Source organism: Micromonospora sp. NPDC005173 (assembly GCF_040608515.1).
Lineage (GTDB): Bacteria > Actinomycetota > Actinomycetes > Mycobacteriales > Micromonosporaceae > Micromonospora.
The window spans coordinates 133,474-153,863 of sequence record NZ_JBEXIK010000001.1; the positions used below are offsets into that span (position 1 = coordinate 133,474).

General features: G+C 70.3%; 19 protein-coding genes. All 19 read right to left on the bottom strand.

Features of this window, described 5'->3' with window-relative positions:
- Positions 1–22: 22 nt before the first annotated feature.
- Positions 23–1,948: an NADH-quinone oxidoreductase subunit L gene (gene nuoL / locus ABZV00_RS00640; RefSeq protein WP_355600635.1), complete on the bottom strand. Its 1,926-nt coding sequence runs from the start codon at positions 1,946–1,948 to the stop codon at positions 23–25.
- Between the two features lie 11 nt (positions 1,949–1,959).
- Entirely contained in the window at positions 1,960–2,259 is a 300-nt protein-coding gene (gene nuoK / locus ABZV00_RS00645; protein WP_328422636.1) for an NADH-quinone oxidoreductase subunit NuoK, read from the bottom strand.
- Complete coding sequence (locus tag ABZV00_RS00650; RefSeq protein WP_328422634.1) at positions 2,256–3,026, bottom strand: NADH-quinone oxidoreductase subunit J; 771 nt, start codon at positions 3,024–3,026, stop codon at positions 2,256–2,258. Before ABZV00_RS00650 ends, nuoK begins: the two co-directional genes overlap by 4 nt.
- Positions 3,023–3,664, bottom strand: coding sequence for an NADH-quinone oxidoreductase subunit NuoI (gene nuoI, locus ABZV00_RS00655; RefSeq protein WP_328422632.1), 642 nt, complete (start codon positions 3,662–3,664; stop codon positions 3,023–3,025). The genes ABZV00_RS00650 and nuoI overlap by 4 nt, the downstream gene beginning before the upstream one ends.
- Before the next feature lies 1 nt (position 3,665).
- Positions 3,666–5,018 carry an NADH-quinone oxidoreductase subunit NuoH gene (gene nuoH / locus ABZV00_RS00660; RefSeq protein WP_355600638.1) on the bottom strand — a complete coding sequence of 451 codons (1,353 nt, stop codon included), beginning with the start codon at positions 5,016–5,018 and terminating at the stop codon, positions 3,666–3,668.
- A complete protein-coding gene (locus ABZV00_RS00665) occupies positions 5,015–7,522 on the bottom strand; it encodes an NADH-quinone oxidoreductase subunit G (protein WP_355600640.1) in 2,508 nt (835 codons plus the stop codon). Before ABZV00_RS00665 ends, nuoH begins: the two co-directional genes overlap by 4 nt.
- Positions 7,522–8,838 carry an NADH-quinone oxidoreductase subunit NuoF gene (gene nuoF, locus ABZV00_RS00670; RefSeq protein WP_355600642.1) on the bottom strand — a complete coding sequence of 439 codons (1,317 nt, stop codon included), beginning with the start codon at positions 8,836–8,838 and terminating at the stop codon, positions 7,522–7,524. Before nuoF ends, ABZV00_RS00665 begins: the two co-directional genes overlap by 1 nt.
- On the bottom strand, positions 8,835–9,989 hold the full coding sequence (nuoE, locus tag ABZV00_RS00675; RefSeq protein WP_355600644.1) for an NADH-quinone oxidoreductase subunit NuoE: 1,155 nt from the start codon (positions 9,987–9,989) through the stop codon (positions 8,835–8,837). The genes nuoF and nuoE overlap by 4 nt, the downstream gene beginning before the upstream one ends.
- Positions 9,986–11,311 (bottom strand): NADH-quinone oxidoreductase subunit D, encoded by a 1,326-nt coding sequence (locus ABZV00_RS00680; protein ID WP_355600646.1) that lies wholly within the window; start codon positions 11,309–11,311, stop codon positions 9,986–9,988. Before ABZV00_RS00680 ends, nuoE begins: the two co-directional genes overlap by 4 nt.
- Positions 11,308–12,045 (bottom strand): NADH-quinone oxidoreductase subunit C, encoded by a 738-nt coding sequence (locus ABZV00_RS00685; protein WP_328422620.1) that lies wholly within the window; start codon positions 12,043–12,045, stop codon positions 11,308–11,310. The genes ABZV00_RS00680 and ABZV00_RS00685 overlap by 4 nt, the downstream gene beginning before the upstream one ends.
- The gene (locus tag ABZV00_RS00690) at positions 12,042–12,719 is read right to left on the bottom strand and encodes an NADH-quinone oxidoreductase subunit B family protein (RefSeq protein WP_328422618.1); all 678 of its coding nucleotides are present in this window, start codon (positions 12,717–12,719) and stop codon (positions 12,042–12,044) included. Before ABZV00_RS00690 ends, ABZV00_RS00685 begins: the two co-directional genes overlap by 4 nt.
- 14 nt (positions 12,720–12,733) lie before the next feature.
- The gene (locus ABZV00_RS00695; protein WP_328422617.1) at positions 12,734–13,099 is read right to left on the bottom strand and encodes an NADH-quinone oxidoreductase subunit A; all 366 of its coding nucleotides are present in this window, start codon (positions 13,097–13,099) and stop codon (positions 12,734–12,736) included.
- 134 nt (positions 13,100–13,233) lie between these two features.
- A complete protein-coding gene (locus tag ABZV00_RS00700; protein ID WP_355600649.1) occupies positions 13,234–14,511 on the bottom strand; it encodes a geranylgeranyl reductase family protein in 1,278 nt (425 codons plus the stop codon).
- A gap of 139 nt (positions 14,512–14,650) precedes the next feature.
- A complete protein-coding gene (locus tag ABZV00_RS00705; RefSeq protein WP_328422613.1) occupies positions 14,651–14,875 on the bottom strand; it encodes a hypothetical protein in 225 nt (74 codons plus the stop codon).
- An 85-nt stretch (positions 14,876–14,960) separates the two neighbouring features.
- Complete coding sequence (locus tag ABZV00_RS00710) at positions 14,961–15,671, bottom strand: demethylmenaquinone methyltransferase (RefSeq protein WP_355600651.1); 711 nt, start codon at positions 15,669–15,671, stop codon at positions 14,961–14,963.
- A 113-nt stretch (positions 15,672–15,784) separates the two neighbouring features.
- The gene (locus ABZV00_RS00715; protein ID WP_355600653.1) at positions 15,785–17,020 is read right to left on the bottom strand and encodes an LPXTG cell wall anchor domain-containing protein; all 1,236 of its coding nucleotides are present in this window, start codon (positions 17,018–17,020) and stop codon (positions 15,785–15,787) included.
- Positions 17,021–17,456: 436 nt separating this feature from the next.
- A complete protein-coding gene (mqnC, locus tag ABZV00_RS00720) occupies positions 17,457–18,647 on the bottom strand; it encodes a cyclic dehypoxanthinyl futalosine synthase (RefSeq protein ID WP_355600655.1) in 1,191 nt (396 codons plus the stop codon).
- 135 nt (positions 18,648–18,782) lie between these two features.
- The gene (paaE, locus tag ABZV00_RS00725) at positions 18,783–19,892 is read right to left on the bottom strand and encodes a 1,2-phenylacetyl-CoA epoxidase subunit PaaE (RefSeq protein ID WP_355600657.1); all 1,110 of its coding nucleotides are present in this window, start codon (positions 19,890–19,892) and stop codon (positions 18,783–18,785) included.
- On the bottom strand, positions 19,889–20,383 hold the full coding sequence (gene paaD / locus ABZV00_RS00730; protein WP_355601319.1) for a 1,2-phenylacetyl-CoA epoxidase subunit PaaD: 495 nt from the start codon (positions 20,381–20,383) through the stop codon (positions 19,889–19,891). The genes paaE and paaD overlap by 4 nt, the downstream gene beginning before the upstream one ends.
- Positions 20,384–20,390: the final 7 nt, after the last annotated feature.

Consider the following 20,390-nt stretch of genomic DNA (forward strand, 5'->3'; position numbering starts at 1 on the left):
GGGGCGGCCGGAAAGAGGTCGATCACGCCAACCACCCCGCCTGCACGGCCAGGAACGCCGCCATCACCAGCAGCGCACCGGCCAGGATCGAGGTGGCGTACGAGCGGACGAAGCCGGTCTGCAGCCGCCGGAGCCGACCCGAGCCACCGCCGACCCCGGCGGCGAGCCCGTTGACCAGCCCGTCGATGCCCCGGTTGTCGAGGAAGACCAGCGCCCGGGTGAGGAAGATGCCCGGCTTCTCGAAGACCGCCTCGTTCACCGCGTCGGTGTAGAGGTTGCGCCGCGCGGCGGTGACCAGCACCCCGGCCGGCTGCGGCGCGGTGGCCGTACCGGCCCGGAACAGGAACCAGGCCAGCCCGGCGCCGAGCACGGTGACCAGCAGCGAGAGCGCGGTGATCACGGTGTGCGAGAGGACCGCCTCGTGCCCCTCCTCGTGGCCGCCCAGCCCAGCGGTCGCCGTCAGCCAGTCCGGTACCGAGGTGGCGAGCAGGAAACCGGCACCCACCGAGCCGACCGCCAGCAGGATCAGCGGGATCGTCATCAACGCCGGCGACTCGTGCGGGTGCTCGATGTCCTCGGTCCACCGCTTCGGGCCGTGGAAGGTGAGCACGAAGAGCCGGGTCATGTAGAACGCGGTCAGCCCGGCGCCGAGCAGCGCTGCCCCACCGAAGAGCCACGCCGTCCAGTCCGTCCGCTCGAAGGCGGCCACGATGATCGGCTCCTTGGAGAAGAAGCCGGAGAACGGGAACATGCCGATGATGGCCAGCCAGCCCATCATGAAGGTCAGCCAGGTGACCTTCATGTACTTCGACAGCCCACCGAAGCGGCGGATGTCCACCTGGTCCTTCATCCCGTGCATGACCGAGCCGGCGCCCAGGAACATGTTGGCCTTGAAGAAGCCGTGCGCCAGCAGGTGCACGATGGCCAGCGCGTACGCCCCGCCGCCCAGGCCGACGCCGAGGAACATGTAGCCGATCTGGCTCACCGTCGACCAGGCGAGCACCCGCTTGATGTCGTCCTTGGCCGCACCGATGATGCAGCCCATCAGCAGGGTGAGCGCGCCGACGCTGACGACCACGAGCTGAAGCGTCGAGTTGGCGGAGAAGATCGGGTTGGACCGGGCGATCAGGTAGACGCCCGCGGTGACCATGGTGGCGGCGTGGATGAGCGCCGACACCGGGGTGGGGCCCTCCATCGCGTCCGGCAGCCACGCCTGGAGCGGGAACTGGCCGGACTTACCGGCCGCACCGAGCAGCAGCAGCAGGCCGAGCACCAGCACGGTGGCGCCGGTCAGCGCGCCGACACCGTTGAACACCTCGTCGTACTGGGTGGTGCCCAGGGTGGCGAACATGATGAAGATCGCGATGGCCAGGCCGGCGTCGCCGACCCGGTTCATCAGGAACGCCTTCTTGCCGGCCGTGGCGGCGCTCGGCCGCTCGTACCAGAAGGAGATCAGCAGGTACGACGCCAGACCGACGCCCTCCCAGCCGACGTAGAGCATCACGTAGTTGTTGCCGAGCACCAGCAGCAGCATGGCCGCGACGAACAGGTTGAAGTACGCGAAGAACCGACGGCGGCCCGCGTCGTGCGCCATGTACTCCACCGCGTACAGGTGGATCAGGAAACCCACCCCGGTGATCAGGAGCACGAAGACCGCGGCCAGCGGGTCGAACAGCAGGCCGAAGTCGACCCGCAGGTCACCGACGGCGATGAAGTCCCAGAGGCTCAGCTCGACCGACTTGTTCTCCAGGCCGCGAAGCTGGAAGAAGAAGGACAGGCCGAGAACGAACGTGGCACCGATGGCGGCGACGCCCAACCAGTGCCCCCAGCGGTCGGCCCGCCGGCCTAGCAGCAGCAGGATGGCCGCGCTGACCAGCGGGATCGCCACCAGCAGCCAGACGCTGCTGAGCAAGCCCGTGGCACCGGCGTACTGCACAGTCTCTTCCACTTGCTTGCCCCTTAGTACTTGAGCAGGTTGGCGTCGTCGACGCTCGCGGAGCGTCGAGTCCGGAAGATCGACATGATGATCGCGAGCCCGACCACGACTTCGGCCGCCGCCACCACCATCACGAAGAACGCCATGATCTGACCGTTGAGGTCGCCGTTGATCCGGCTGAAGGTGACCAGGGTCAGGTTGGCCGCGTTGAGCATCAGCTCCACGCACATGAACAGCACGATCGCGTTGCGCCGGATGAGCACCCCGGCGGCACCGATGGTGAACAGCACCGCAGCCAGCACGAGATAGTGGTTGGGCGTCACTGGTCGGTCCCCTTCAGCGAGGTTTCCTGGGCGGTCAGCTCCCGCACCGGCAGGATGTCCGGCGTGCTCCGCTCGGTGAGCCGCCCGTCCGGCAGGCGCGCCGGGGTGGCCACCGAGGAGGACGTCGCGAAGACACCGGGGCCCGGCTTGGGGCCGGGGTAGTTGCCCGGCGCGAAGCGGGCCCGCATGGTCGACGGCTGGTCGACCTTGTCCTGCTTACGCCGCTCGACGTGCGCGAGCACCATGGCTCCGACCGCCGCGGTGATGAGCAGAGCCGAGGTCAGCTCGAACGCGAAGACGTACTTGGTGAAGAGCAGCCGGGCGATGCCCTGCACGTTGCCCTCCGCGTTGGCCTGCTCCAGGCCGACCGCGGTGGTCCCGTCCATCGCCCGGTAGAGCGCGCTGCCCACCAGGCCAGCGAAGCCCAGCCCGAGCACGATGGCGGCGACCCGCTGACCGCGCAGCGTCTCGATCAGCGAGTCGGAGGCGTCCCGGCCGACCAGCATCAGCACGAACAGGAAGAGCATCATGATCGCGCCGGTGTAGACGATGATCTGCACCATGCCGATGAACGGCCCGGCCTGGAGCACGTAGAACACGCCCAGGCAGAGCATGGTGAGCACCAGCCAGAGCGCCGAGTGCACGGCGTTGCGGGCGGCCACCATCCCGATCGCGCCGATCAGCGCGAGCGGCGCGAGGATCCAGAAGGTGACCTCCTCGCCGCCGGACACCCCGCCCGCCGCGGCCAGCACCGTAGACGTGGTCATGCTCCCTCTCCCTTACCGACCGCCGCGCGTTGGGCGGCCTGCTCGGCGCCCGGGAACGTCACGCCGGGGTGCTCCTCGACCTGGTAGCGGCCGGGGCTCATCGGGGACGTCTCGGCACCGGCGGAGGTGCCCGGGTTGTCCAGCGCGCCGATGTAGTAGTCCTTCTCGCTGTCGCCCAGTCGCATCGGGTGCGGCGGCTGCTCCATGCCCTCAAGCAGCGGCGCGAGCAGCTGCTCCTTGGTGAAGATCAGGTCCTGCCGGTTGTCCCGGGCCAGCTCGTACTCGTTGCTCATGGTGAGCGATCGGGTCGGGCAGGCCTCGATGCACAGTCCGCAGAAGATGCACCGGGCGTAGTTGATCTGGTAGACGCTGGCGTACCGCTCACCCGGCGAGAAGCGCTGCTCGTCGGTGTTGTCGCCGCCCTCGACGAAGATCGCGTCCGCCGGGCAGGCCCAGGCGCACAGCTCACAGCCGATGCACTTCTCCAGCCCGTCCGGGTGCCGGTTGAGGATGTGCCGCCCGTGGTAGCGCGGCGCCGACACCGGCGGCTTGAACGGGTAGTCGGTGGTGACGACCTTCCTGAACATGTGCGAGAAGGTGACCCCGAATCCCTTGAACGTTCCGGTGATCGCGCCCACGTCACACCTCCCTGGAGTCCGAGCCGGCGACGATGTTTGCCGGCTCCCGCTCGGCCACCACGCGCGTGATACGCGGGCTCGGTGGTACCTGTAGATCCATCGGTGGCAGCGGGAAGCTGCCGTACGGGCGGCTGTCCACCTGTTCCTGCATGGTCGGCTTCGGCTGCGGCCGGCGGTTGGGCCAGAACAGCGTGGCGATCAGCAGGAGACCGGCCGGGATGCCGACCGCGATCAGCTTGCCCTGCGAGTCCCAGTCCTCGATGGAGCGCAGGCCCGACAGGACCAGGATCCAGACCAGGTTGATCGGCAGCAGCACCTTCCAGCCGAAGCGCATGAACTGGTCGTAGCGCAGCCGGGGCAGCGTGCCGCGCAGCCACACGAAGACGAAGACCAGCGCGATCACCTTGCCGAAGAACCAGAGCAGCGGCCACCAACCGGAGTTGGCGCCCTCCCAGAGCGTGATCGGCCACGGCGCCCGCCAACCACCCAGGAACAGCGTCGTGGTGACGGCGGACATGGTCACCATCGCGACGTACTCGCTGAGCATGAAGAGCGCGAACTTCAGCGAGCTGTACTCGGTCATGTAGCCGGCGACCAGCTCGGACTCGGCCTCGGGCAGGTCGAACGGCGCCCGGTTGGTCTCGCCCACCGTGGAGATGAAGAAGATGATGAAGCTGGGCAGCAGCAGGATCGCGTACCAGCCCGGCGCCGGGATCGAGTTGCCGAAGATGGTCAGCTCGGTGCCGTGCCCCTGGGCGGCGACGATCCCGCTGGTGCTCATCGTGCCGGCGGTCATGAACACCGCCACGATGGAGAGCCCCATGGCGACCTCGTAGGAGATCATCTGGGCGCTCGACCGCAGGCCGCCGAGGAGCGGGTACGTCGAGCCGGAGGCCCACCCGCCCAGCACGATGCCGTAGACGCCCATCGAGGAGCAGGCCAGCAGCAGCAGTACCGCCACCGGCACATCGGTGACCTGCAGCGGCGTCTGGTGGCCGAAGATGCTCACCATCGGGCCGAACGGCACCACCGACAGCGCGGTGACCGCGCAGATCACCGAGATGGTCGGGGCGAAGAAGAAGACGACCTTGTCGGCCGCCTTCGGCAGGATGTCCTCCTTGAAGGCCATCTTCAGGCCGTCGGCGAGCGTCTGGAGCAGACCGAACGGGCCGGCCTGGTTGGGGCCGGGCCGAACGGCCATGCGGCCGACGACCCGTCGCTCGAACCAGACGCCGAGCAGCGTGGCCAGCACGGCGACGACGAAGGCCATGACGACCTTGATCAGGACCAGCCACCACGGATCCTGGCCGAAGTCGGCCAGCGTCGGATCCTGGGCCAGGTAAGACGGGCTCACTGGTTACCCCCAGCGTTGAGGAGCGGACCGGGGAGACCGGCTTCGTCCGCCGCCACGCGCCCGGCCGGGACGGCCACGCTCGATGCGGGAACGGAGATCCGGACGACCGCGCCGGACGTCGCCCCGAGGCTGCGTCGCACGGTCGAGCCCGGTGAGTTGGTCGGCAGCCAGACCACGCCGTCCGGCATCTCGGTGAGCTCCGCCGGCAGGGTCAGCGCCCCCCGGTCGGTGCCCACCGTGACCGGGTCGCCGTCGGTGACGCCGAGCGCCTCGGCGGTGCCCTTGCCCAGCCGGACCACCGGCGGGCGTGCGGTGCCGGCGAGGTCCTCGTCGCCGTCGATCAGGGTGCCCAGGTCGACCAGTTGGTGCCAGGTGGCCAACACGGCCTCCCCGGTGCCCGGGTGCGGCACGGTGCCCGGCGCCACCGACGGCGCGGCCGGCCGCTGGGTGCGCGTCGCCGGCAGCGAGCCCAGCTCACGTCGCACGCTCGGCACGTCGGCGGTGCCCAGTCGCACGTCGAGCAGCGCGGCCAGCGCGTCGAGCACCCGGCCGTCGGTCATCGCGGCGGTCTGCAGCACCGCCTCGAACGGACGCAGCCGGCCCTCCCAGTCCAGGAAGCTGCCGGCCTTCTCGACCACCGGGGCGACCGGCAGCACCACGTCCGCCCGCCGGGTCACCGCGCTGCCGCGCAGCTCCAGGCTGACCAGGAACGGCACCGCGTCCAGGGCGGCCTCGGCCAGCCGTGGGTCGGCCAGGTCGGCCGGGTCCACACCGCCCACCACCAGCGCGCCGAGCTGCCCGTTGGCGGCGGCCGACAGAATCTGATCGGTGTCCCGACCGGCCTGGCTCGGAATCACCCCGGCTGGGATGTCCCACGCCTCGCCCAACTCGGCCCGGGCCGCCGGCTCGGTGACCAGCCGGCCACCGGGGAGCAGGTTGGGCAGGCAGCCCGCGTCGACCGCACCGCGGTCACCCGCGCGCCGCGGCACCCAGGCCAGCTTCGCGCCGGTACGCCGGGCCACGTTGGCCGCTGCGGAGAGCCCGCCCGGCACACTGGCCAGCCGCTCGCCGACGATCAGGATCGCGCCCGGCGCGCTCAGCGCCTCGGCGACCGTGGCGTGCTCGGCGAGCACGCTGGCCTCCTCGCCCGGCACCACCCGAGCCAGCTTGGCACCGAGCTTCTCCAGGCCACGGGTGGCGAACGGCGCGAGCGCGTACACCGTCAGCGTCTTCTTCAAATACGCCTTGCGCAGCCGCAGGAAGAGGATCGGGCACTCCTCCTCCGGCTCCAGGCCGACCAGCACCACCGCCGGCGCGTTCTCCACGTCGGTGTAGGTGACGTCGGTGACCCCGGCGACCGAGCTGGCCAGGAAGTCGGCCTCCTCGCGGGAGACCGGCCGGGCCCGGAAGTCGATGTCGTTGGTGTTCAGCGCGACGCGGGCGAACTTCGCGTACGCGTAGGCGTCCTCGACGGTCAGTCGACCGCCGGTGAGCACCGCAGTGCCCTGTCCGCCTTCCCGGGCCGCGTGCAGCCCCTCGGCGGCCACGGTGAGCGCCTCACTCCAGGACGCCTCCCGCAGCTCACCGGTGCGCTTGTCGCGGACCAGCGGGGTGGTCAGCCGGTCGGTGGCGCGGGCGTACTGGAAGCCCCACCGGCCCTTGTCGCAGTTCCACTCCTCGTTCACCGCCGGCTCGTCGCCGGCCAGCCGGCGCAGCACCTTGCCGCGCCGCCAGTCGGTGCGCTGCTCGCAGCCGGCCGAGCAGTGCTCGCAGACGCTCGGGCTGGAGACCAGGTCGAACGGGCGGGCCCGGAACCGGTACTGGGAACCGGTGAGCGCGCCCACCGGGCAGATCTGCACGGTGTTACCGGAGAAGTAGGAGTTGAACGGCACGTCACCCGCGTCGCCCTGCTCGCCGTACGCGTCGTCCCGGTAGATGTTGATTTCCTCGGCGGACGACCGGCCCATCAGGTCGATGAACTTGTCGCCGGCGATCTCCTCGGAGAACCGGGTGCAGCGCTGACAGAGCACGCACCGCTCGCGGTCCAGCAGCACCTGGCTGCTGATCGCCATCGGCTTCTCGTACTCCCGCTTGTGCTCGTGGAAGCGGGAGTCGGTGCGGCCGGTGGACATCGCCTGGTTCTGCAGGGGGCACTCGCCGCCCTTGTCACACATCGGGCAGTCCAGCGGGTGGTTGAGCAGCAGCAGCTCCATCACCCCCTCCTGCGCCTTCTTGGCCACCGGGGAGGTGATCTGGGTACGGACCACCATGCCGTCGGCGACGGCCTGGGTGCAGGAGGCGACCGGCTTGCGCTGCCCCTCCACCTCGACCAGGCACTGCCGGCACGCGCCGGCCGGTGCCAGCAGCGGGTGGTCGCAGAACCGGGGGATCTCGGTGCCCATCTGCTCGGCGACCCGGATCAGCAGCGTCCCCTTGGGGGCGGTGACCTCGACGCCGTCGATGGTGAGGGTGACCGTGTCGGTCTGCTTGGCTACGTCCGTCATCAGTGAGCTCCAACCAGCTGCTTGTCGGAGAGCTTCGGCGCGGTCCGTCCCTCGATGTAGTCGAGGTAGTCCTGCTTGAAGTACTTCAGCGACGAGGTCACCGAGCTGGTCGCGCCGTCGCCGAGACCGCAGAACGAGCGGCCGAGGATGTTGTCGCAGGTGTCCAGGAGGGTGTCCAGGTCCTCGTGGGTGCCCTGACCGGCGAGGATCCGCCGGTAGACCCGGACCATCCAGTAGTTGCCCTCACGGCACGGGGTGCACTTGCCGCACGACTCGTGGTGGTAGAACTCCAGCCACCGGTACGTCGCGTAGACCGGGCAGTCCTGGTCGGAGAAGATCTGGGTGGCCGTGGTGCCGAGGATCGAGCCGGCCGCCGCCACCCCCTCGAAGTCCAGTGGCACGTCCAGGTGCTCGGCGGCGAGCAGCGGGGTGGACGAACCGCCCGGGGTCCAGAACCTCAGGTTGTGGCCGGGCTGCATCCCACCGGCCAGCTCCAGCAGCTCGCGCAGCGTGACGCCCATCGAGCACTCGTACTGGCCGGGGTTGGCGACCCGCCCGGAGAGCGAGTAGATCATCGGCCCGGAGGACTTCTCGGTGCCCATGGTCTTCCACCAGTCGGCTCCACCGAGCACGATCGGCGGCACGCTGGCGATGGTGCCGACGTTGTTCACCACCGTCGGGCTGGCGTACAGGCCGTGGGTGGCCGGGAACGGCGGCCGCAGCCGCGGCTGGCCCCGGAACCCCTCCAGCGAGTCCAGCAGCGCCGTCTCCTCGCCGCAGATGTACGCCCCGGCGCCGGAGTGCACCACCAGCTCCAGGTCGTAGCCGCTGCCCAGGATGTTCCGACCGAGGTAGCCCTTGTCGTACGCCTCCTGGACCGCGTTGCGCAGCCGGCGCGCGGCGTGCACCGCCTCGCCCCGGATGTAGATGTAGGCGCGGCTGGCCCGGATCGCGTACGACGCGATGATGACGCCCTCGACCAGCGCGTGCGGGTCGTGCGTCATCAGCGGCAGGTCCTTGCAGGTGCCCGGCTCGCCCTCGTCGGCGTTGACCACGAGGTAGTGCGGCTTGCCGTCGCCCTGCGGGATGAAGCCCCACTTGAGACCGGTGGGGAAGCCGGCGCCGCCCCGGCCGCGCAGCCCGGAGTCCTTGATCAGCTGGATCAGGTCGTCCGGGTGGGCCTTGAGCGCCTTGCGCAGGGCGGCGTAGCCGTCCAACTGCTCGTAGGTGCCGATCCGCCAGGCGTCCGGGGACAGCCAGCGCTTGGTCAGCACCGGCGTCAGCTTGGCCAGCGTCTCCGGGCGGGGAGTGGTCACTTCTGTGCCCCCGTTTCGCTCGCGGCGGAGTTCGCGCCACCGGCGCTCGCCGACGCTTCGTTGAGATTGCGCTCCTGCGCGCCGGTGGAGTCACCGGCGGGCTTGCCATCGCCGGCCGGCTCGTTGGCCGCCACGCCGGCGGCCTGCGCCTCCTGCGCGTCACGCGGGCCCGGCGGCGAGGTCTCCGCCGGAACCTTGGTGCCGGGCGCGTCCGGCACGGCGGTCGCCGCATCCGGCTGCCGGGTCTCAGCGGTACGCACCTGCGGCGACTTGTCGTCCGGCGCCTTCACGTCCGGCGCGGTGCTGCCGGTCACCGCAGCGGCGGGAACCGGCTGGCCGGTGCCGGGCGTACCCGTCGGAGCGGACGCGCCGTCGCCACCCTTCACCGGGGTGACCGGCTTGGCGGGCGCCTCGGCCGGCTTCGCGCTGGCCTCGGCGGCCTTCGCCTTCGCCGCCGCCTTGTCCGCCTCCGCCTTGCTGCGGATCGGGGTGTTCGGGTCGAAGCCCGGCACCGAGACGCCGTGCTGCTGCGCCAGCCGCAGCCCGCGCAGGGTGGGCTCGCCCGGCCCGCCGTCGGCGACCGCGCCGTCCCGCTCGTCGGCGAAACCGGCGAGCTGCACCGCCATCTCCTTGAGCGTGCAGAGCCGAGCGCCCCGGGTCGGCATCGGCCGCCCGCCGGCGCGCAGCTCGTCGACCACGCCGACCGCGGTGGACGAGTCCACGCCGTCGAAGAAGTCGTAGTTGACGGTCATCACCGGGCCGTAGTCGCAGGCCGCCAGGCACTCGGCGTGCTCCAGGGTGATCTTCCCGTCGGCGGTGGTCTCGTCGTGCCCGACGCCGAGGTGCTCGGCGAGGGTGTCGTAGACCTCCTGACCGCCGAGCACGTTGCACATGGTGTTGGTGCAGACGCTGACCAAGAAGTCGCCGGTCGGCTTGCGCTTGTACATGGTGTAGAAGGTGGCCACCGCGCCGACCTGCGCCTTGTTCAGGCCGAGCACCTCGGCGCAGAACGCGACGCCGGACGGGGAGACGTACCCCTCCTCCGCCTGAACCAGGTGCAGCAGCGGCAGCAGCGCCGAACGGGACCGGTCCGCCGGGTAGCGCGCGATGATCTCGCGCGCCCGCTCCCGGGTCGTCTCAGTGAAAGTCATCGGTCACACCCACCCATCACGGGGTCCAACGAGGCTCCGCCGGCGATCACGTCGGCGATCAGGCCGCCCTCGGCCATCGCCGGGAGGGCCTGGAGGTTGACGAAGCTCGGCTCCCGGTAGTGCACCCGGTACGGCCGGGTGCCACCGTCGGAGACCGCGTGTACGCCCAACTCGCCGCGGGGCGATTCGATGCCGACGTACACCTGGCCGGGCGGGACCCGGAAGCCCTCGGTGACCAGCTTGAAGTGGTGGATCAGCGACTCCATCGACTGACCCATGATCTTCGCGACGTGCTCCAGCGAGTTGCCCATGCCGTCGACGCCGATGGCCAGCTGCGCCGGCCAGGCGATCTTGCGGTCGGCCACCATCACCGGGCCCGGCTTGAGCCGGTCGAGGGCCTGCTCGACCAGCTTCATCGACTCCCGAATCTCGGCGAGCCGGACCAGGTAGCGGCCCCACACGTCACCGTCGGAGTGGGTCGGCACGTCGAACTCGTACGTCTCGTAGCCGCAGTACGGCATGGTCTTGCGCAGGTCCCAGGCGAGGCCGGCGGAGCGCAGCACCGGGCCGGTGACGCCGAGCGCGAGGCAGCCGGTCACGTCCAGCACTGCCACGTTCTTCGTGCGCTGGGTCCAGATCGGCTGGCCGGAGAGCAGGTCCTCGTACTCCTTGAGCCGCTTCGGCAACAGCTTGAGGAACTGCTGGATCTTGTGGATCGCCTCGTCCGGCACGTCCTGCGCCACGCCGCCCGGCCGGACGTACGCGTGGTTCATCCGCAGGCCGGTGATGGTCTCGAAGATGTCGAGGATGTACTCCCGCTCGCGGAAGCCGTACAACATCATGTTGATCGCGCCGAGTTCCATGGCCGTGGTGGCCACCCAGACCAGGTGCGACGAGATCCGGTTCAGCTCCATCATCAGGACCCGGATCGTGGTGGCCCGCTCGGTGATGTCGTCGGTGATGCCGAGCAGCTTCTCCACCGCGAGGCTGTAGGCCGTCTCGTTGAACAGCGGGGCCAGGTAGTCCATCCGGGTCACGAACGTCGTGCCCTGCACCCAGTTGCGGTACTCGAGGTTCTTCTCGATGCCGGTGTGCAGGTACCCGATGACCGACCGCGCCTCGCGGACCGTCTCGCCCTCCAGCTCCAGGACCAGCCGCAGCACACCGTGCGTGGACGGGTGCTGCGGACCCATGTTGACCACGATGCGCTCGTCGTTGATCGGGTCGGTGCCCGAGACGATCGTGTCCCAGTCCCCACCGGTGACGGTGAAGACCCGGCCCTCGGTGGTCTCGCGTTCGGTCGCGTAGTTCGACGTGGTCACTGGTAGGACCTCCTCCGGTCCGGTGGCGGGATCTCGGCGCCCTTGTACTCGACCGCCACGCCACCGAGCGGGTAGTCCTTGCGCTGCGGGTGGCCCTCCCAGTCGTCCGGCATGAGGATCCGGGTCAGGTTGGGGTGGCCGTCGAAGACGATGCCGAACATGTCGTACGCCTCCCGCTCCTGCCAGTCAGCAGTCGGGTAGACGGCGGTCACGCTGGGCAGGTGCGGGCTCTCGACGGAGACCGCGGCCTCCAGCCGGACCCGACGCCGGTAGGTCATCGAGGTGAGCAGGTAGACCACGTGCAGCCGGCGCTCGTCCGCACCGAGATAGTCCACGCCGGACACCGACGAGCACAGCTCGAAGCGCAGCGCCAGGTCGTCCCGCATCACCTGGCAGACCTCGGCGATGCGCTCCGGGCGAACGTGCAGGGTCAGCTCGCCCCGGTCGACCACGACCTTCTCGATCGCGTCGCCGAAGGCCGGGTACGCCTCCTCCAGCGCGTCGCGGACCTCGTCGAAGTAGCCGCCGTACGGGCGGGTGGCCTCCTCGATCGGCTGGCGCTGGCGGACCAGGCCGCCGTAGCCGGACACGTCGCCGGTTCCCTGGTTGCCGAACATCCCCCGGCCGGCCGGGCTGGCCGGCGGGTACTCGGCCGGGGCGGTGCTGCTGGCGCCGGCCGGCGTGACCGGCACCGGCACCCCGCCGTCGTTGTTCTTCTCGTTCGGTGCGGTCACTTCGGGCCCCTGTGCGCGTGGAGATGGTTCTGGGCGTTCATCCAGTTCTCGATCCGCAGCTGCTCCTCGCGCCCCTCGCGGACCGCCTGGGTCCACTCGGCACGCCGGGCCTTGTCGCTGCGGTACGAGGACGGCATCGAGCCGTAGGGCACGACGGGGACGTCACCGCGCTCCTGACGGGCCTCGAGCATCTTGCGGCCGTTCGGGCCCAGCGGCTCATACATGATCTTCTCGCGGAGCTTGAGGATCGCGTCGATGAGCATCTCCGGCCGGGGCGGGCAGCCGGGCAGGTACATGTCGACCGGCACCACGTGGTCGACGCCCTGCACGATCGCGTAGTTGTTGAACATGCCGCCGCTGCTGGCGCAGACGCCCATCGAGAGCACCCAGCGGGGCTCGGCCATCTGGTCGTAGATCTGGCGCAACACCGGGGCCATCTTCTGACTCACGCGGCCAGCCACGATCATCAGGTCGGCCTGCCGGGGCGAGGCCCGGAAGACCTCCATGCCCCAACGGCCCATGTCGTAGTGCGGACCACCGGCGGCCATCATCTCGATGGCGCAGCAGGCCAGGCCGAAGGTGGCGCCCCAGAAGGACGTCTTCCGCGACCAGTTGACCAGCTTCTCCACCGAGGTGAGCAGGACGCCTGCGGGGAGCTTCTCCTCGATGCCCATCTGACGTTCCTTCCTCAGTCCCAGTCCAGGCCGCCGCGCCGCCACACGTAGGCGTACGCGACGAAGACCGCGACGATGAACAGGACCATCTCCACGAAGCCGAAGATCGGCAGAGCGTCGAACGAGACCGCCCAGGGGTAGAGGAAGATGATCTCGATGTCGAAGACGATGAAGAGCATCGCCGTCAGGTAGAACTTGATCGGGAACCGCCCACCGCCGACCGGCTGGGGGCTGGGCTCGATGCCGCACTCGTAAGCCTCGAGTTTGGCTCTGTTGTATCGATGGGGACCTGCGAAGCGGGCGGCGCCAACGGAGAACAGCGAGAACGCCGCGGCGAGGGCGAACAGCCCGATGATCGGTGCGTAAGGCGAGAGCGACATCGTATTCTCCTGCTCGTCCTTCCCTGCCCTCGGTGCTTGACGAAAATCACACTATTCACGTCCCACGCGGTGGCTGCCGGCGGGGGTCGATCTTTGTCCGGGTCGGGGCTGTGACCAGCCCCGACACCGGTTGTCTAGACGGCTGGCGCTGCCTTCGTCATCGCGTTGATGACCCGGTCCATCGCGTCCCCGCCACGGGGGTCGGTCAAATTGGCCAACAGCTTGAGCACGAAGCGCATCAACGTCGGGTGCGGCATTCCGTGCTTGGTGGCGATCCGCATGATCTCCGGACGGCCGATCAGCTTCACGAAGATGCCGCCCAGCCGGTAGTAGCCGCCGAGCCGGGCCTTCAGCTCGTTCGGGTACGCCATCAGCGCCCGCTCCCGCTCCGCGCCGGCCGGCCGCGCGAGGGCCTGCACCGCCACCTCCGCGGCCAGCTCGCCGGACTCCATGGCGTAGGCGATGCCCTCCCCGTTGAACGGGTTGACCATGCCGCCGGAGTCGCCGACCAGCATCACGCCACGGGTGTAGTGCGGCACCCGGTTGAAGCCCATCGGCAGAGCCGCGCCGAGGATCGGGCCGTCGGCGTTGGTCTCGTCGGTCATCCCCCAGTCGGCGGGCGTGTTCGCCAGCCAGTCGGTGAGCAGCCGCCGGTAGTTGGTCTTGCCGAACGCGGAGGACGAGTTGAGCACGCCGAGGCCGACGTTGACCCGCCCGTCACCGAGCCCGAAGATCCAGCCGTACCCGGGCAGCAGGTTGTCGCCGCTGTCCTTGCTGCGCAACTCCAGCCAGGACTCCAGGTAGTTGTCGTCGTGCTTGGCCGGCGAGCGGTAGTAGCGGCGGACGGCCACGCCGATCGGCCGGTCCTCCCGCTTGGCTAGGCCGAGAGCGAGCGGGAACCGGCCGGAGACCCCGTCAGCCGCCACGACCAGCGGGGCGTGGAAGCTGGCTGGCTCCTTGTCCGGGCCCACCTCCGCCTCGACGCCGGTCACCCGGCCGTCGCCGTCGAGCACCGGGCCCAGCACGTTGACGCTGGTCTGCAGCTTGGCGCCGGCGGCCACCGCCCGTTGGGCGAGCAGGTCGTCGAAGTCCAGCCTGGTGCGCACCAGACCGAAGTTGGGGAAGCTGGCCAGGTCCGGCCAGTCCAGCTCGAGGCGTACCCCGCCGCCGATCACCCGCAGGCCCCGGTTGTGCAGCCAGCCGGCCTCGGGCGAGGTGTCCACGCCCATCCGGATGAGCTGGCGCACGGCGCGCGGGGTCAGCCCGTCGCCGCAGACCTTCTCCCGGGGGAACTCGGTCTTCTCCAGCAGCAGCACCCGTACGCCGTGCCGGGCCAGGTGGTACGCCGTTGCCGATCCACCGGGACCGGCGCCTACGACGATGACGTCGGCATCGTGCTCCACCGCGGTCATTCGCGCCTCCTCCCGCACGCTCGTGAAATGCTTCACAAGCCAGACGGGACGAGTGTATGACCGGTGTCATACCTGCGCAGGATCAGGGGTACCTAACTCGCCGGTGTGACAGCGGATGACCGTCCACAGACACTCGGTGTCAGGCCGGACTGGGCGCATCCAGGCCGGCGTCCACGCGGATGGTCTCCGGCAGGTGCTCGCGCAGAGCGCCACCCGCCGCCCGATCCAGCGCTGCCAGAACCTCGGCGACCACCTGCCGGACCTCCGCCGGATCGGCGCCGGCCAACGCGCGCAACTGCGCGATGAGTTCGGCCGCGTCGTCGTCGGTGGCGGCCACCGGGTCCGCCGGGTCTGCTCCGGTCATGCGGACGAGCGTACGGGGCAAAGTGGACTAAAGCCTGATATTCACGGAACCTGAATATTGTCCATGCCCGTCCCCTGGTCCGCCGTTACTCGCGGATCCCCCGGTGCAGGGCGACCACGCCGCCGGTCAGGTTGCGCCACGCCACCCGACCCCAACCGGCTGCGGCGAGACGCCCGGCCAGCGCGGCCTGGTCCGGCCACGCCCGGATCGACTCGGCCAGGTAGACGTACGCCTCGGGGTTGCTGGACACCGCACGGGCCACCGCCGGCAGCGACCGCATCAGGTACGACAGGTAGACCGTCCGGAAGGCCGGGTTGACCGGGGTGCTGAACTCGCAGACCACCAGCCGTCCACCGGGCCGGGTCACCCGGGCCAGCTCGCGCAGGGCCGCGTCCGTGTCGTTGACGTTGCGCAGCGCGAAGGAGATGGTCACCGCGTCGAAGCTGGCGTCGGCGAACGGCAGTCGCAGCGCGTCTCCGGCCAGCAGCGGCACCTCGGGCCGGACCCGTTTGCCGGCGTACAGCATGCCCAGCGACAGGTCGGCGCCGACCGCGTACGCCCCGGACTGGGCCAGCTCCTGCGTCGAGACACCGGTGCCCGCACCGACGTCCAGCACCCGCTCGCCCGGCCGCAGGCCGAGCGCCGCGCGGGTGGACCGACGCCAGGAGCGGTCCTGGCCGAAGGAGAGCACGGTGTTGGTCAGGTCGTAGCGCTCCGCCACGCCGTCGAACATCGCGGCGACCTCGTGCGGCTGCTTGTCCAGGCTGGCGCGCTGGCCCTGCGGGGTACGGCTCACCCCTCCACTCTGCCAGCCGCCCTCCCGTCGACGGTCGCTGGGTGGCGCGGCGCGGACCCCGGTACGCGAAAGGGCGGGGTGGTCGCCCACCCCGCCCTCGCGTCGTGCCTGCGTCAGTCGGTCGACTTCTCGTCACCCGGGGCGACCAGGACGACCTTGCGCCGACGGGAGAGCACCAGCAGCGCCCCGCCCACGAGCAGGATGATGCCGCCGATGCCGCCGATCAGGCCAGCCTGTACACCGGTCACCGGCAGACCGCCACCACCTCCACCGGCAGCCGGCGACGTGGTCGCGCCCGGCGTCGGCGTACCGCCCGGGGTGGGGGTCGCCGTCGGGGTCGGGGTGGGCGTCGGCGTGGGCTGCACGGTCAGGTCGACGAAGACGTCGAACTGCGCGGTGTTGTCCCCTTCATCGGTCTCCGTGAAGGCCTTCCGCTGGGCGCCGGTGGCCACCTTCGGCTGCTCCTCAGGGCTCCCCTCGGCGGCGTCCAGGCCACTGGCGAAGAGGAAACCAGGCCGAAGCACCGGCTCGGTGACATCCGCCCCGATCTTCACCCGCACGTCGCCGGTGTAGAACTGACCCGGCTTCAGCACCACGCCGGAGTCCTCGCAGTACGCGTTCGCCAGACCATTCAGCGGCTGCTCCACACAGCCCTCCGGTAGCTCGGCGAAGGTGACGCCCGCCGGCAGCGTGATCCCGTACGCCACGCCGGTGGCCTTGCGGCTGCCATCGTTGTAGATCGCCCAGTCCAGTGGCGCGGTCTCGCCAAGCTTGACCGGCTTGAGGCCGGACTCGCCGGTCCCGTCACCGTCCACCACCACGTCGGCGTAGACATCCTGCACCCACGCCGTCAGGTCGTAGCCGGGCTTGGTGACGGTGATCTCGTGCTCGACGGTGTTGTCTTCGGTGTTGGGATCAGCGGTGGCCGAGCTGATGGTGACCACCAGCGTTCCAGCCTCGCCGCGTCCACCGGTGGAGAACAGCGGAATACCGAAGTCCTCGGTGGTGCCGGCCGCCAGGTCGCCGAGGAGGCAGCTGAAGGTGGTGCCGGCGACCTCGCAGCCGTCCCAGGCGAGCACGCCGACCATGTGGTCATTCAGGCCCTTGGTCTCCACGGTGACCCGGACGTCCTTGGCGTCGACCGTGCTGCGGGTGTTGTCGACCTGGAACTTGAACGGCTTGGCCTTGGCTTGCTTGACGCCCTTCGCCAGCTCGTAGCTCAGCGGCTTGAGCTGCAGGTCGGCCTGGTCGGCGGCCTGGGCCGGGGCGGCCACGGTGGCCAGGCCACCGGCCGCGAGCAGTGCCACGACACCGGCGCGGGCCAGGGTCGAGCGGTGGAACGCTGTCATCAGTCCCCCGGGGGTAGGGAAGAAAGAATGGTTGCGGGAACGAGCGGACGTTATCCGAGGTCGATCTCCCACGCCAGCGTGCGGGGCCGCTTTCAACCGTCCGGCCTGGAGTGTGCAGACGGTACGGGCGGGATGGTCACCCATCCCGCCCGTACCGCCGTGCGTTATGTGAACGACCCTCACGGGCCGATGGAGGACTGCCCGCGTGCCGCGCGACCCAGGACCATCAGACCACTCGCCACCAGCACTGTCGCGCTGATTCCGCCAATCCGCGGTGGCAAGGGATATGAGGCGGGACGCTAGCGGCCGACGATCATCTCCACCACCCCTGACCGGACAGCTTGGACGCCGCAGCGGCCGGGACCACCCGGACCGCCGAGGCGGTCGGGCGGGAGCATGAGCCCCGGTCAGCCGAACGGCCGGGCTGCGACCAACCTCAGTTGACGTCGACCAGCGGCAGGGAACGGCCGGCACCGCCGCCGGGCAGCGCGATCGAGGAGAAGTGCGAGACCACGCGATCGTCGGTCGGGTCGTCGGCCGGCGTGTGGTGCACGGCCAGCCGGTTGTAGAGGGTGTCCCGCTGCGCCGGGATCCGGTCCGCCGAGCGGATCATGCCGATCAGCTCGTGCAGGTTGGAGCGGTGCCGCGCGCCGGCCGAGGAGATGACGTTCTCCTCCAGCATGATCGAGCCGAGGTCGTCCACGCCCATGTGTAGGGCGAGCTGCCCGACGTCCTTGCCGGTCGTCAGCCAGGACGCCTGCAGGTGCGGCACGGTCTCGAAGAAGAGCCGGGCCACCGCGACCAGCCGCAGGTACTCCAGCGTCGTCGCCTGCGTGCGGCCCTTGAGGTGGTTGTTCTCCGGCTGGTACGTCCACGGGATGAAGGACCGGAAACCACGGGTGCGGTCCTGCACGTCGCGGATCATGCGCAGGTGCTCGATCCGCTCGGCGTGCGTCTCGCCGGTGCCCATCATCATGGTGGCGGTCGACTCGATGCCCTGCCGGTGGGCCAGCTCCATGACCTCCAGCCAGCGCTCACCCGACTCCTTGAGCGGCGCGATGGCCTTACGCGGCCGCTCGGGCAGCATCTCCGCCCCGGCGCCGGCGATCGAGTCCAGGCCGGCGACCTTGATGCGAGCGATGGCCTCGTCCAGGCTCACCCCGGAGACCTTGGCCATGTGCAGGATCTCGCTCGGCCCGATCGAGTGGATGGCCAGCTGGGGGTACGCCTGCTTCACCGAGGAGAACAGCTCCTCGTAGTACTCGACGCCGTAGTCCGGGTGGTGCCCGCCCTGGAGCATCACCTGGGTCGCGCCCAGCTCGACCGCCTCGCCGCAGCGACGCAGGATCTCCTCGGTCGGGTGGGTCCACCCTTCCTTGTGCTTGGGCGCCCGGTAGAACGCGCAGAACTTGCACGCCGTCACGCAGACGTTGGTGTAGTTGATGTTGCGATCGATCAGGTACGTGACGACGTTGTCCGGGTAACGCCGCCGGCGCACCGCGTCCGCCGCCTCGCCCAGCGCGTGGAAGGGCGCCTCGGTGTAGAGCAGCAGGGCCTCCTCGGGCGTGATCCGCCCACCGTCCGCGCCGCGCTGCAGGATGTCGTCGATCTCCCGGCTCACCGTCACACCCCGAGCCTACGTCGCCCCACCCGGCTCGACCGTCTGGCCCCGGCGGCGTGCGGTACGTCCCACAGCCGCCGCCGGTCAGTTCTCGCTAGCCCTCCGCGCAGAACCCGACGAACTGCCGGCCATCCGACGCCTTCACGCGTCGTAGTCCACCGTGAGCTTGTCGGTCGTCGGGCTGGACTGGCAGGTCAGGACGTAGCCCGCCGCCAGCTCGTCGGGCTCCAGGGCGTAGTTGCGGGCCATCGTGACCGCACCGTCGACGACCTTCGCCTTGCAGGTCGAGCAGACGCCACCCTTGCAGGCGTACGGCAGTTCGCCGCGCACCTTCAGTGCGGCGTCCAGCACCCGCTCCTCGCGGCCCATGGTGAAGCTCGACGACCGTCCGTCCAGCACGATGGTGACCTCGGCCCCGGCAACCGTCTGGTCCACCGGACGGCGCACCGGCTCCGGCGGCGCGTCGACGTGGAACAGCTCGGTGTGCACCGCCGACTCGGGCAGCCCGCGCGCGGTCAGCACGTTCCGGACGTCGACCACCATGCCGTACGGGCCGCAGAGGAACCACTCCTCGATGGCGTCGCCCGGGACGATCGTGCTCAGCAACCGGCTCAGCCGCTCGGTGTCGATCCGCCCGGAGAGCAGCGGCGACTCGCCCTGCTCGCGGGAGAGCACGTGCACCAGGTGCAATCGGGTGGGATAGCGGTCCTTCAGGTCGGCCAACTCCTCGGCGAACATCACCGTGTTCGCCGTGCGGTTGCCGTACACCAGGGTGAAGGTGCTGGCCGGCTCGACGGCCAGGGCGGTCGCGACCAGCCCGAGCACCGGGGTGATGCCGGAGCCGGCGACGACCGCGCCGTAGTGCCGCACCCGGTCCGGCGCGAAGGCCGTCGTGAACGTGCCCAGCGGCGGCAGCACCTCGACCGTGTCGCCGCCGCGCAGCGCGCCGCAGGCGAAGGCCGAGAAGGCGCCGCCGGGAATCTCCCGTACCCCGATCCGCAGTCGGCCGCGCCGGGCCAGGTCGTCGGGGGTCGAGCAGATGGAGTACGACCGGCGTACGTCCGTGCCGTCCTCGGTCACCCGTCGCACGGTGAGGTGCTGGCCCGCGCGGAACGCGAAGGCCTCTCGCAATTCCTCGGGTACGGCGAAGGTGACCGCCACGGAGTCGTCGGTGAGCCGGTCGACGGCGCCGACCGGCAGCGGGTGGAAGACCGGCCGGCGGCGGACCGGTCGGGTGATGGTGACTGTCACAGCGCCTTCAGGTGGTCGAAGGGTTCGGCGCAGGAGCGGCAGCGCCACAGCGCCTTGCACGCCGTGGAGCCGAACCGGCTGACCTGCTCGGTCTCCGGCGAGCCGCAGTGCGGACAGCGGACCGCGAGGGTCAGCGGCACCACACCGGCTGCGGGCACCGGGGCCGGCGGGGCGATCCCGGCGGCGGCGAGCTTGGCCCGCCCATCGTCGGAGATCCAGTCGGTGCTCCACGGTGGGCTGTAGACCGTGCGGACCTCGGCGTCCGGATGGCCGGCGACGGCCAGCGCGCGGCGGATGTCGGCCCGGATCACGTCCATCGCTGGGCAGCCGGTGTACGTCGGGGTGATGGTGACGATGATCCGGCCGCTGACCGGATCTTCCTCGACCGCGCGCAGGATGCCCAGCTCGTCGATGGTGATCACCCGGATCTCCGGATCCACCACGCTCGCCGCGGCCGTCCTCGGGTCGGTCGACCCACGGGCGCCGTCCACCACTGCG